The 13,082-nt window shown below is 30.6% G+C and carries 10 protein-coding genes; 1 reads left to right on the top strand and 9 read right to left on the bottom strand.

Annotated features, from left to right (window positions below; genetic code table 11):
• Positions 1-105 precede the first annotated feature (105 nt).
• Complete coding sequence (locus CI957_RS02500; protein ID WP_128754154.1) at positions 106-1,734, bottom strand: hypothetical protein; 1,629 nt, start codon at positions 1,732-1,734, stop codon at positions 106-108.
• 270 nt (positions 1,735-2,004) lie between these two features.
• Here CI957_RS02500 and CI957_RS02495 point away from each other — a divergent pair, with 270 nt between their 5' ends.
• Positions 2,005-2,289, top strand: coding sequence for a hypothetical protein (locus tag CI957_RS02495; protein ID WP_096711953.1), 285 nt, complete (start codon positions 2,005-2,007; stop codon positions 2,287-2,289).
• A gap of 32 nt (positions 2,290-2,321) precedes the next feature.
• On the opposite strand, the gene CI957_RS02490 is transcribed toward CI957_RS02495, so the two are convergent.
• The 8 genes from CI957_RS02490 to CI957_RS02455 form a co-directional block, all read right to left on the bottom strand.
• Positions 2,322-3,212 carry a hypothetical protein gene (locus CI957_RS02490; RefSeq protein WP_128754153.1) on the bottom strand — a complete coding sequence of 297 codons (891 nt, stop codon included), beginning with the start codon at positions 3,210-3,212 and terminating at the stop codon, positions 2,322-2,324.
• A gap of 4 nt (positions 3,213-3,216) precedes the next feature.
• Positions 3,217-4,782, bottom strand: a complete 1,566-nt coding sequence (locus tag CI957_RS02485; RefSeq protein ID WP_096711955.1) for a DUF3696 domain-containing protein — start codon at positions 4,780-4,782, stop codon at positions 3,217-3,219.
• A gap of 104 nt (positions 4,783-4,886) precedes the next feature.
• A complete protein-coding gene (locus tag CI957_RS02480) occupies positions 4,887-6,029 on the bottom strand; it encodes a radical SAM protein (RefSeq protein WP_096711956.1) in 1,143 nt (380 codons plus the stop codon).
• 66 nt (positions 6,030-6,095) lie between these two features.
• Positions 6,096-7,853 (bottom strand): ATP-binding protein, encoded by a 1,758-nt coding sequence (locus CI957_RS02475; RefSeq protein WP_096711957.1) that lies wholly within the window; start codon positions 7,851-7,853, stop codon positions 6,096-6,098.
• Positions 7,854-7,891: 38 nt separating this feature from the next.
• Positions 7,892-8,311, bottom strand: a complete 420-nt coding sequence (locus CI957_RS02470; protein ID WP_096711958.1) for a hypothetical protein — start codon at positions 8,309-8,311, stop codon at positions 7,892-7,894.
• On the bottom strand, positions 8,311-10,278 hold the full coding sequence (locus CI957_RS02465) for an AAA family ATPase (RefSeq protein WP_096711959.1): 1,968 nt from the start codon (positions 10,276-10,278) through the stop codon (positions 8,311-8,313). Before CI957_RS02465 ends, CI957_RS02470 begins: the two co-directional genes overlap by 1 nt.
• Positions 10,268-10,459: a hypothetical protein gene (locus CI957_RS02460; RefSeq protein ID WP_096711960.1), complete on the bottom strand. Its 192-nt coding sequence runs from the start codon at positions 10,457-10,459 to the stop codon at positions 10,268-10,270. The genes CI957_RS02465 and CI957_RS02460 overlap by 11 nt, the downstream gene beginning before the upstream one ends.
• Complete coding sequence (locus tag CI957_RS02455) at positions 10,441-12,603, bottom strand: DEAD/DEAH box helicase family protein (protein WP_096711961.1); 2,163 nt, start codon at positions 12,601-12,603, stop codon at positions 10,441-10,443. The genes CI957_RS02460 and CI957_RS02455 overlap by 19 nt, the downstream gene beginning before the upstream one ends.
• Positions 12,604-13,082 lie beyond the last annotated feature (479 nt).

The following is a 13,082-nucleotide window of genomic DNA, read 5'->3' as shown; positions in this document are numbered from 1 at the left end:
TGGAGATGTGGAATGATAAGAATGGTTATCTCTTAAAAGAGATATCAATTTGAAGTTTTTATAATTGTATTGATTCTTTAAGAATTAGACTTAATAAAAGCTTCATCAATTGAGTTTCGGGCAGTAAAGTGCAATATCAAGTTTTTGTATGGATTTTTTATACATATTATATTCTTGATTGGTTCTTATTTTAGTTAAATAAAATAAAAAACTATCTTTATCTTTAATATATGAAAGAGCTTCTAATATATTTTTTCTTATAGTTTCATCGCCATTGTTATAATATTGCTCCAATGCTTCTAAAAAATTGTTCTCTTTTATAATTGAAAAAAAATGGATTTCTTCTTCAGATTCAATGTTTTTGATATTTTCAGAAAAAGGTCTTGGTAAACTGACTTCATGTGGATTTATTTTCTTATAATGCTCAAGTGTCCTCAACGGAGTTATCTGAAAATGATCTTTTATTTCCATTACATTTTTTTTCATTTGTAAATAATCAGATGCTTTTTTTACTATACTTATTCTGCGGTCATTAGATAATTTCCTTAAGATATCATCACTTTCCTGGTTTGAAAGTAACAGCAATACATCTAAAGAATAATATACAGTATTGTACGGCCATGTATCCAGGTTTCTCTTTATGATTTTTGAAATTTCATCATCTGTTAAATTCTTTGCCCAATACCAAAAAGGAAGTTTATGGTATATGGAGCTTTGAGTTAAAAATTCATAGCCAGATTGTTCATCAATTGTTAATTGGTGTCGGGATTTATAGAGAGAAAATATCTCTTCAAAATTTGAGCAATATTTATTGCTAGAGTTGTAAAGTTTTAATGTGGTATAATACAATTCTTGTATATCATCTACAGGAGAAGTATCATCAATAATTCTTACAGGTTCAGCATCTTCATCGCTTGATATCCTTTTTGAACTTATTTTTTCAGCCGTTTTCACAGGAACAATTACTATATTTGTATTAGCAATATCTATAATTTTGTCATGAATGCCGATTGCTGTTTCTTGATCTACTTCTTCGTTACTGAAAATAATATTATCTTTTAAAGTTTTTATTTCCTCTAAATATTTAAAGGGTTTGCCATCATCGATTTGCTTTTTTTCTTTTATTGATTTTATAATTTCATCTATTGACTTTCCAGTGTCTCTGTCTGAATATCCTCTTATTAAAAATTCAATTGCATTCCATGAAGAAATTATTGAATCCTTATATCTTCCCTCTTCGATAAGTTCATTTATATATTGGAGTTGATCCTCGTGAATTTTAGTTGGCTCCACTATTATATTATCAAGATAGGTTTTTATATTGTCTGGAAGATAGGCCTCTAATTCATCATCAAAATGTTCTTTTAGAAAGAATTTGAAAAAAGAATGCGTAAATTTAATATAATATCCAATAGTATAATCGTCAAAAGAAGCTCCGAGATGTTGAGATGAATTTCGTTTGTCATGGATTTCTTCCAACAAACTTTTTTCTGGAATTTTAATATCTTTCTGTTCTAGTCTATTGAAACATTCATGGTAATCAATTGTTTTTCCCTTTTTAGTATAAATGCTCAATCCGTTCATATTTTGAATTTTTGCTTTCAGCAATAATTCGATTGATTGGTCAATGTGAAGCAGTGGGAATTTGTTAGAGTGACCATAGACTAAAAAGTAGTGCTCTATTCCATGCACAAATGATTCAATTGATGAGGCCAACAACGGCGTTTTTGTCATATTCCCTACTATGTAACATATTAGATTGTAATAAAGTTTTTGTTTTCAATCTGATATTAAAATTTTCGATAAAATTCACTTGCAGGAATATTTGCGTATTAGTGTGATTTATAATTTGAATTTATGCAATACTTTCACTTCACTTGATACATATTTAATACTTATTATATGAAATCGAACTACTAAATTTAGATTGATGGGAAAATGTTTACTCTGACAAATTGCCCTCATTACAGGAAGGCCACTTATCATGATGTAGTAGTTTAATCCATGGAATTCAAACTCACATTTAATGATGGCATCCAAATGTTGAGTTATATGATAAACAATATGGAAGTAGATGGTACAGTAACTGAAGAAAGAATAGCCAGTTTGGTTTTGCAGGAATTAAGAGGTCATGCATATGATGGGGTTACTGTAAATGAACTTTGTAGGATCCTCAAGGAATGCTTTGGTGTGGTGGCTGTTTATTGTTGTGACTTGATCCAGAGATTAAAGTTGGAAATGGATATGTATTGCCTTGATGGACAGCATTTGTATTTTGTTCAATGCTGAGCAGATTTAAATTCAGCTAGATTATATGAATTTTATAAGGGACTATCGTGTTTTGAAGAAGGATAATACCTCAAAAATATTTTTTTATCAGAATCTTCATAATAGTGAATACGTGCAGCCTGTGAAATTCTTATTCTATAAACTTCTTTTATTTTCTCTTCTCTTATGCTTGTATCATTAGCAGCTTCAAAATGATTCAAAGTCAATAATTTAGCAATTTTAATTAATATTCTCTCTTTCTCCTTTTCCTGGTTCACATCGATAAAATCTTTTTTAAATTTACTATCAAATTCTATTTTATTAAGCGGATGTTTTATCTCCTTTGAACCAAAGCGTTGGCTCTTACATATAAAAAGTGCTAATTTAAATTTATAATCCCAATTATCTAATTTAGTCGGACATATATCCATGTAATTAATTTTAAGGTGCCATTGGGAAGGGTCCTTTATTAAATGATATTCTTTATTAAAATTCTCAGGGGTACAATTGCATTCAATTGAAATTGAGTTTTTGTCTGTCGCTAAATTAATACCGATTACAATGAATGCTTCTCTATCATTGTGTAATATACGATGCAGTAATACAAACCATGATTCATTTATTTGGTCTGATAATTCATAATCCAAATGACTTGTATCGCATTGGCATCTATTTTCGGGAGGTGATTCATAAAAATACGAAGCATTGTATAAAACATCGTAGATTGACTCCAGAAGATAGTTTTTATAGTAAACATCTTTAAACCAAGGTACTTCATTCCAAAAGCAGTTAAAAAATTCCCATGACCACGCTACTTTAATTCCCAATTTATTGATGGTTTCAATATGTTTAAGCAAAGCATGCATAAATAAATCTTGAAACTCTTGGTCATTCCATTCATTATTACTACAAAACAATGAACTTGGATGAAATATAGATACCAAAAGTTTACCTCAATCTTTTTTCGATTGCTTTTTGAACAATAACCCTTTTCTCTTCCGCAGACTGGTCAAAAAATCCTTGAGGCCAATCAACTATACCTCGTTTTTCATCAATATCTACACTTCGGGTTTGAGTGTGCCCATTAATTGAATCAAAGAACAAAATATTTGTATTTGAGTTTATGGATTCATCTTCATATTCAATAATTCTTCTAACAATTCTATTTATCAAATGGTCGCTATGTGTTTCAACTATAATTCTCTTTTTCGAAAGAATCATTGAAATAAAAAAATCGGCCAATTTCATTTGTAATTTGGGGTGTAAGTGTATTTCTGGTTGTTCTAAAATTAAAGTTTGTCTTGGTTTTATTCTTAGGCCTTCTACTAATATAGGCAGTATTTGACTAACTCCAAATCCTACATCTGCTAAAGTTATTTTTGAATCACCATATTGTCCAGATTGTATATACAATCTAATAATTTCTTCTTTTGATTCCAAATTATAACTATCAGAAATATCCATGTACTTTAACCAGCGGTTCACAGCTTTTTCTAGATTATCATTTTCTATTAATTCCCATTCTTCTCTTTGTTCATCAAAATAATAATAAGGGTCTATTTTTCTTTTCCCTTCAAGGGCCAAAATAAATGGGGCATTTTCACCTTTATTTCCAATATTCAAATATTCTTCTTCATAGATATATCTTCTAGAAGGTTCTTTTCTCAGAGGTCCAATATAGACAAAATCACCAAATTCAATTTCCATAATATGTCTCAATGAATAAAGAGGACGATTTAAATGTTGCAAATTTTGTCCTTCTTCTATTTTGACTTCAGGTATCAAATTTGTGTATTCTGGATGTCCGTTTGCATGAAAGTTTTCATAATAAATATATTTGACAAAATGCTTAGAACCAACGTCTGAATTTATTCTATGATTGCGATTGCAATTAGGACAAAAATATTTGTCTATGTGTTCAAAAGAAGATGTTTTTAAATCAATATTAGCGAAAGGTTGCGGACGAGTTTTTTTCCATTTTAATTCATATTCATTATTTTTTTTGTGATTTATGTGTATAGACGTTCCTATTGAAGATTCATTTTTTGAAGAATTTTGAGTGCAAAAATAAAAATTATTAATAATAGGCTCTCTTCTGTTTGTCTTATCATCTAATTTTAGGCCATAACTAACCATCAATGATTTTTTAACATCTTCTCCTTTATTATTTATAAATCTAAAAGCACGTAAAAATCGATGTTGAAGATTTTTTTTGTATCGCTTCGTAATAGAATTATTTAGGGGCTCAATTTCAAAACTTATTTTTACTTCATTTTTTTTATTTTGATTGTATACTATATTTTTAAATGAACCCATGTGAACATACTGTCCATTTAAGACTATTTTTCCATATCTCGATTGGTTTTCAAAAGTTTGTTTTAGGAGCAAAAGACTTTGGATTATTGTTGATTTTCCGCTACTATTTGTACCACATAGTACAGTTAGGGGTTTTAAGTCTATTTTTTGAGAGTTTTGTAAGCCTTTGAAGTTTTCGAGATGAATATTTTTTATCATAAAAATACCCCCTTATCTATTATTTCATACATTTTGAAATGAAAATATACCATTTTGGTTTTAGTGTATATTCCTTCTATAAATTTCTATCTACATTATAAAAATCAGGCACAAAACATTTGCTTTTTGTTGGTTTCTATAGATGTCTCCTTAACTTTTGACTCAATTGGACGCAACCTAAAAGCCTCTTCAAAAGACCTGGCCTCATCGAACTTATTGATTAAACCTTCATAAGGAGGGAACACACCTCCAAAACCAATGACTCTTCTGGATTTAGCTACCATCTCTAGTTTTGTCTCATCCCAAAAAGGGGACACATATTCATTCTTCTTTAATGATGTCAATGGTTCAAATCGCATTGGATATGAGACACAACCTAATTCCAATACATACTTGACCCGGTCCAAAAAAGATTCTGGAGTATCACCTTTGGAGGTATTTTCATCATAGAAATTATACAAATTATAAAACAGAATTTTTCTTTTATTGATTCCATTGGCATGTAGTAGATTGACAGCTTTAGTAATTGCTTCTTTTTCTTCTGGTACATCATAGGCCATTCTAATAGTATCCATTTTTAATTCTGCAATCATGGAAGCTTTTTCTTCATCGACCAATCTTGCATCAAGCCCTTGATTGAAATCGACCTTTAGGCCCATATCTTTAAGATTTGTAATAATCTCTTTCCAATGGGGGGTAGCAAAAAAATTATTATCCCAAAATATCACTTTTTTATGCTCTGGATGAATATATCTTTCAACATCTTTTACTACAGGTCTGAATTTACCTTCCATTTTTGGAACTGCACAAAAAGGACATTTTCTAATGCAGCCTCTTGATGAAAATAGAATGGAACTATTCCAATCTTGCCATTTCGGGACATCTTTTAGGATATCATATGAAGGCATGTAATCTTCTGCTTCTTCATGAAGGCCCAACTGTATATTCACAAAGGGAAATACTTCTTTTATATGGTCTGGTAGTAAAGATGCGTAAATACCTCCAACGTTTATTTTGGCGCCAGGGTACTGATTGTGGTAGTGCTTAATCACTTTGTGCACCGGTTTCCAGGCATATGTAAAAAGAGATGTTACTTCTATTATATCGGGATGAAAATCAAGGTCCTTGTCAATACCTCTAACTAGCTTAACAGAATTCCCATAAGACTTATAGTAAGATGCTAATTTCATTAAACCTAATGGAGGATATTTTGTATAATAATCAGGTTCAACTAATAATATATTCATAGCTACTAGTTAGTACATCCTTGTCATAAAGATTACGGTGAAATGAGAAAAAGGATCTCAATATGATTATTTCTTATGATCCTTTTTAGACTTGAATTCCTTTGAATTTTTTATTAAACGATGCATTAATCCAAGCGTAGAATATATTTCATTCATCACATCCAATTTCTCTTCTTCTGAACAAGAATTAAACCATTCAAAACCTTTTTTTTCATGTTTGGTTGGATTTACTATAATGTCATGAAAAGTATATATTAGAAGACCTAAACGTGCATCTCTAGCGTCATTGCCTTTATCTCCAAGAGTTAAAATACGATTCCCTTTATTTATTCGTACATCTTTCCAACCATATGCTTCTTGGGTCAACTCTTTTATCTCGTCATCATGCCCAACCCGCTCTGCAAGCATTTCTCTTATAGGGTCAGTTATACTAATTTCTGGTATCAATCTTCCCTTTGAATTTGCGCGTTTGATACTCTTCTTTATATCATCTGGAAGACTATCAATTGTTGCATTTAATCGGTCCTTTTTAATTTTGTTTTTTGAGGGACTAGCCTTGGACTTTTGAATTTGTTCTTTTAGTTGTTTCAATGTGTCTGTGTCAGTTTGTATCTTTTTTTCTATATTCTTCTTGAGAGGCCCTAAATCAGGGTCTTTTGGATAATTCTTCACTCTAGTAACTTTTTCATGTGCTTTATTGATTTCATGTTCGGCACTTTTAATATTGCCCTCATTCAGATACTTTTGAGCATTAGAAATATTAGAGGAAGGTACTTTAGATGATTGATAACGATTAAGACTATCAAGTGAACCTATGAATTCAGAAACCTGTTCATATAATTTATCGACAAGTCCACTATTTAGCTCAAACTGGTTTCTTGCAGCGTTTTCAACGATTTCATTTGAAATAACATGAATTTCGCCGAATTGCCATTCATTGTATGACCCTTCATACAAATTTTTCACTAGATTTTCGTTTCCAATTGTGAAACCTTTCTTTTTGAAAAAAATACCCTTATTCGGAGATTTAAGTCCTTTATTTGCTTGTGATGACAATATCCAACCTACGGCAACAAGCTTGTCACCTACAATAAAATCTTTAGTAATGACTTTTTCAAAAAAAGGTTCTGTAGTATAAGGTGGTCTATAAATTGTTTCATCTTCTAATTTGATATTTACTTTTGGAAACGCGACTCCTTTTTGCTGGAGATAATTCTCGATTTTTGAACCTAGTGTAAATTCATTTGGGTTAAATGAAGCAGGAGTAACTTTTTGTAAGTACTCTTTTATATTTTCGGATTCAAATATATCTTTTTGAGGTCTTAAAATCCTTTCTAAACGTATTATTGTAAATTGACCATCTAGATATGAATCATCTCTTCCTAAAGACAATTTTGAAATGTCTGTAGTTGAATTTTCTAGTATTTTTAAAATAGAATTTGTATTGTTTATTTCTTTTCTGATTTTATTGTTATCAATTTCTATTCGATATTTCCCACTGTTTTTTTTCTTTGTAATTATCACTATCTTTTCACAAACTGAAACTCCACTCCAAATTCCGATTCCTCTCCATCCAACATTAAATTCATTTTTGTTAGATATGCCTACATTTAAAGCATTTTCTAATTCGTTTAAGTCCATTCCTGTTCCATCATCTTCTATTACTAAATTCATACCATTTTCAAATGAAACATTAATGTTTTTTGCTTTTGCATCAACGGAATTTTGTACATATTCCCTTACGCAATTTAAATTTCCATCATATAATCCAGAAGTAATTATATTTATTAAATGTGGACCAATTTTGTTTTCATCAAATTTCATTGCATCACCAAATTGTTAAAAAATACTTTAAAGGGCGCTCATTCTTTATTGTTAATGTCTAACTGTCTGTACAGTTCGGCAATCTCTGATTCCAAATGTTTTTCAAGTGTACCAAGTTGAACAGAATTTACTTTGTCATATAGTATTTGAATTCCAGCATTCGCATATTCTTCTGCAATTGCATAAACTTTTTCTTTATCTGCAATAACTTCTACAGAATCAGTTTCACTAATTGCTATCGAATTAAGTATAGTTTCATCTTCTGGTTGTAAGTTTTTTAATAAAAACATACCGTCTTTTTTGATTAATTTTCTTCTTACACCATTTTTGAAACCGACTGACATTGCCATAAAAAATTGTTCTTTTCTCGATTTCTCTTCTAATATATCTATTTCAGAATATAGTTTTTCTTTTTGGTCCTTCTCGACAAATATTCTATCAATTATTCTTCTAGTCATTATATCCCTCTCACTAGTGTCTCTTTTTCGTCAGAGGACATTTTCAAAGAAACATGTGTATTTGCATAATTATTCAATATCTGGCTAATGTTTTCAGAATATTCATCTGGGGTAAATAGCAATATTGTTTGTTTATTTTCGCTAATATTAGCAAGAGCAATTCCAAAATTTTCTCGATGCTTGCTGGAGATCCTTGCAACAGGAGTATCTATTAAAATTGGTGAATCAAAACCAGAGACTTTATGTAAAGCCAAAGTGAAAGCAAGTGCCAAAAGTTCTCTTTCTCCTGCACTTATACTGCCTAAACATTCGTAATCCATGAAATGAATGAGACTTATGCTATAATCATCATTTATTTTCACATCTTTAAAGGTGGTCTTTTTCCATAGTAACTCGAAAAAGATTGCTTTTGTTTCTGCTTCTATTTGTTCTCTAGTATTATTCATTATTTTTTGCTTTGTACTCTTTACAACATCGTATGATTTTTTACAAAAATCAATCTGTGTTTTCAGCTCTTTTGCTTTCTGACCTTTTTCAATTTCTTTATCCAATTCTTCATTTAATCTTTTTTGTTCATCAATGAATCCTTCATAACGTTTTTGCAAGACACCCTTTCGCATAGTTTCGTTTTCTAAAATACCTTTGAACTTAGTTTGCTCTTGATGCCATTCTTTAATTTTTGGTAGATTGTAACCTCCAATTTTTTTGTTAATGTCTTCTAGCTCATTCTCAATCTTTGTAAGATCTCCATCATAAGATTTAATCTGTTCAGAAATAGTAACAAACTTATTCTGGAATCTTTTTAGCTTTTGTTCTATTTGAAATAAGGGAGCTTCCATTATTTGGAGGCCATGAGCTACTTGAGTAGATAATGTTATTTCATTTAATAACTTATTTACACGTGTTTTTGTGTTTTCATTTAGTGGATTTCCACATATTTTGCATATAGAATCTTCAATCGTCCTTAACAGAAGGTCCTTGTCATAAGTTGGTGGCAATTCACCTTTATTCTTTTTCTCTTCAATAACTGCAATCGTTTTTTTAATTGCAGGCCATGTCCTTATAAGGATACCAACTTCAAAAAGCAACTCTTGCTTTTCTTTATAAGCAACTTTGTATAAACTCTTTTTATCAATTTTTTGCTTATCAAGTTCCTTCACTCTTTCCTGTAACTCACTTACATCAGGAACTCCTCTTAGATTCTCGTCACATTTTTGGAGTTGATTTTGTGCTATTTCTATTTGTTGCTTGCATGTATCAATTTCCTTAATTGTATCTTTTATTTTATCAGTAACTTCTTCGTAACTCTTTCGTGTTTCTTCGATTTTTGGACTTTTTTTACCTGCCTCTCTTCTTAATTCACTTAAACAATCATCAAGTTTTGATTCAAGGCGATTTTCCAATAAATCGATCTGAGAAATTTCAAAAATAGCATGACGAATGTTTTGACCAGTAGCTTCCTTGAAATATTGGTCGAGTCTTTCACCATCGAAGAAGAAAAATTCCCTTATATCTTTTGGAACAAAACGGCCAACATAACTAGCAGCTTTTTCATTGAAATGTATCTGTGTATTTCCATCGGAACCAACAATTTTGACATCAAAATTTATATTCGAAGGATCAACATTTTTTCCTAACTCAGGTTTTTTATAAATAGCATTCCGGCTGAAAATTATTGTAATTTCCTCATCAGTTTCAACCCAAACTTCAACTGCTACTTTTAGGTCTTCATCACCATACAATTCTTCAACTGCTTTAAGGTTAAATAGAGGTAACTTTTTGGAATCATTGGAAATATGGGGTTCCTCTCCATATAAACACCAGTTAATAGCATTCAATATATTTGTTTTTCCAGTTCCATTTTCACCAACTATTATATGTAAGTCGTTACTTGAAAATTTTTTAAATAAAATTTCTGTATTAATATGCTGGCGATAGTTTTGAATGGCAACTTTTTCAATTCTCATGCTTTTCCCTCATTTTTGTATACTCACGTATTTTAGATCTGTAAGTATTTTTCCAGTGCCAATGGCCAGGATGTTCAACTTCTTCATACATTAATTCAATCAAAAAATCCGCCACTAATTTGTCATTTGCTTCTTCTCTGATAGTGCCTAATATGTTTTCATTCACTTTGATGTTCGCCATAATGTATCCCCCATGCATTTCACTTTGATAGCATAAATCATTTTCAATGCTTCAGCACTGTTTGTTGCAATGGTTGCAATTTCTTCACATCGTCTTAATTCTTTTTCAAATATTTTCATTTCTATCTCTTTGATGTTGGGTGGCAGATAATCAAAAGTTGGTCTTATGATAATATCATATATTGTAGCTTCTTTTTTACTTGGATATCTTCTAATAACACGTCCAATTCTTTGAATATATTCTCTAGGATTTCCACTACTTGCCATTAAAATAGCTCTCTTTGCTGGAGGTACATCTACTCCTTCATCTAGACATTTCATTGCAATTAATACTTGGTAACTACCATCAGCAAATTTCTCTAAAATATATTCTCTTTCAGATTTTCCGTTATATTCTTTTACTGGACCTGGGTTTTCGTTCATCGTGAATTGATGTGCTATAATTTTTCTCTTTTTGATGATAGATAAAACTGGTATCATTTGTTCTGAAGTACAATATATTATTGTGTGAATTAGATCATCTTGGATTTCGTCCAAAACTTTCTCAAGAACGCTATATTTATTTTTGGCATTTTTTATTATATCGGCCCTTCTAAAAAGCAATGCTTCTAATATTTTATCTTTTTCTGCTTGTTTTTTTTGATTTGCATACTTTACTGCAATAGATTTGCTTTTTTGTATATATTCTTCCAATTCATCATCTTGTAGGGGCACGAACTTTGGTATATATCTATATCTTGTCAAATAAGGTTCGCTCGTTGCTGGATTTATAGTATTTATTGCATCTTCTAAATCTAATTTATAAACGATTTTGTCAAAAAATTCATAGATTTCTTTAGTACCGATTTCATCAAACCATCTTTCAGGTGTAGCACTTAATCCTAACCGCCAATTGTATGCAGGGAGCATTCCCTTTTTGTTGAATGCCGCTCCAATACCATGGACTTCATCAGCGATTAAGAAAAATTCAAGGTTATTTTTATAATCCTCAACAATGGACTTGAAATCTTTTGAAGAAAAGGTGGTATGAGTAGTAATAACGATATTATTGCTATTTTCTGATGTTTTCATAATGGAATCAATATGCATATTCTGCAAAGTATCGACTAATTCACTTTTCCATTTATGATTAGAACTATCAGCTATAATCAATTTGTCATATTCAATACCAAAATTATCTAATTCTCTCTTCCATTGTTGAACTAGATGTTGATATGGGCAAGTTATAATAGTCAAAAAATTAGATTCAATGTTTGTAAGTTTATCCAAGCAGCCTAATGAAGTAAATGTTTTCCCTGTTCCAGTGGCCATTTCAAATATCCCTTTACGACCATTGTTAAACCAGGCGTCAATAGCTTTTTCTTGAGTTTCAAAAAGTTGCACCTTATTTTTCTTTTTACTCCACTTTTCAAGATTTATTTTGTCAAAATCATTGGGTGCAATATCTATCAATTTTGATTTTACTGCTGATGGTAGGTCTACTACATTTAGATTTTTGGATTTATTGTTCCAATACCGTTCAAATTTGCTGACATCTGCATCAACATACTCTTTTTGGTCTTCGTAAATATTCTGGAATACTTTGAATTCTTCAATATTGCCCGTCCATCCCATCGCAGTTTCATTTACTGAACCACTAAATGTAACAATGTTCCCTTCAGAATCTTTAAAGATTCCTACTTTTTGATGAAAAAGACCAACTTGTTGTATTTGATTTGCAATTAAAAGGGAACCATAATCATCTCTAGCAATTGCAACTTTTATATCGATTTTATGATTTGCTAACATCCATCCTAAAGCAAAAACATGATCTTTTACAAATTCATTTTCTAAATCTTCGAGTTCCAATAGCATTTTTTCTTGAATTACTTGTTCGGGAGATTTTATTGCTTGCTCAATTATATATATGTCCGCTTGATTAATTTTTGGCGAAACGATTATTCTCATCTTACCATCGTTTCTTATTAAACCTGTAACACCTCTGGCAGATATGGCCAAGCTAGTTGAAGAAAAAAATCCAGCAAGTCTATTGTATTCAATAGATTTTTCTAATACAGGAATATAAAAATCATTTAGTAGATCATCATCATCTGATGAATAAGCTCGTTTTAAATTTAGAGACCTTAACCCCAGTTTAACACCCATTATACCCAATCATTTAGTTTTTAATAATAAATAATTTTAAAGTTTTTATATGTTTCGAAATTATCGAGATGAGATTAATTTAAAATAATTTTGACGGCACTTCTTTTTTCGGATATGATTTGTAACTCAAAATTTGTCTCTTTATTGAAATCTTCGAATATATTTAATAATTGTTTGATATCAACCTATGGAGCAATAGTTAAATATAATTCATGTTATCTTTTTTAGCATAAGTTTAAGTTAAGCAAAGTGAAAAATAGATGTTAGGCACCGAAGTGTGAGTTTGTGGCTCGCTACGGGCACTTGTTATGAACTAAATTTTATGGGTTTACACGACTAAACAATAAATATATTGTAGGCAGGGCTTAATTACTAATAAAAGGTTTGTGCTTTTTTACTAAAATCCGGCCCCCAACCCGGCGCTCAGACTATTTTTCAATAATTTTATTGACTTTTACCATTTTAACTTCTTAAATTAC

Source organism: Methanohalophilus sp. WG1-DM (genome assembly GCF_004104135.1).
GTDB lineage: Archaea > Halobacteriota > Methanosarcinia > Methanosarcinales > Methanosarcinaceae > Methanohalophilus > Methanohalophilus euhalobius.
The sequence above is the reverse complement of the archived record's forward strand: the minus strand, read 5'-3'. Positions and strand labels throughout refer to the sequence as shown.

Bases quoted from the DNA above. Each gene is read 5' to 3' on its own strand.
- CI957_RS02455 (WP_096711961.1), bottom strand. From the start codon at position 12,603: ATGGGTGTTAAACTGGGGTTAAGGTCTCTAAATTTAAAACGAGCTTAT.
- CI957_RS02495 (WP_096711953.1), top strand. From the start codon at position 2,005: ATGGAATTCAAACTCACATTTAATGATGGCATCCAAATGTTGAGTTAT.
- CI957_RS02475 (WP_096711957.1), bottom strand. From the start codon at position 7,853: ATGAAATTTGATGAAAACAAAATTGGTCCACATTTAATAAATATAATT.
- CI957_RS02500 (WP_128754154.1), bottom strand. From the start codon at position 1,734: ATGACAAAAACGCCGTTGTTGGCCTCATCAATTGAATCATTTGTGCAT.
- CI957_RS02480 (WP_096711956.1), bottom strand. From the start codon at position 6,029: ATGAATATATTATTAGTTGAACCTGATTATTATACAAAATATCCTCCA.
- CI957_RS02470 (WP_096711958.1), bottom strand. From the start codon at position 8,311: ATGACTAGAAGAATAATTGATAGAATATTTGTCGAGAAGGACCAAAAA.
- CI957_RS02485 (WP_096711955.1), bottom strand. From the start codon at position 4,782: ATGATAAAAAATATTCATCTCGAAAACTTCAAAGGCTTACAAAACTCT.
- CI957_RS02460 (WP_096711960.1), bottom strand. From the start codon at position 10,459: ATGGCGAACATCAAAGTGAATGAAAACATATTAGGCACTATCAGAGAA.
- CI957_RS02465 (WP_096711959.1), bottom strand. From the start codon at position 10,278: ATGAGAATTGAAAAAGTTGCCATTCAAAACTATCGCCAGCATATTAAT.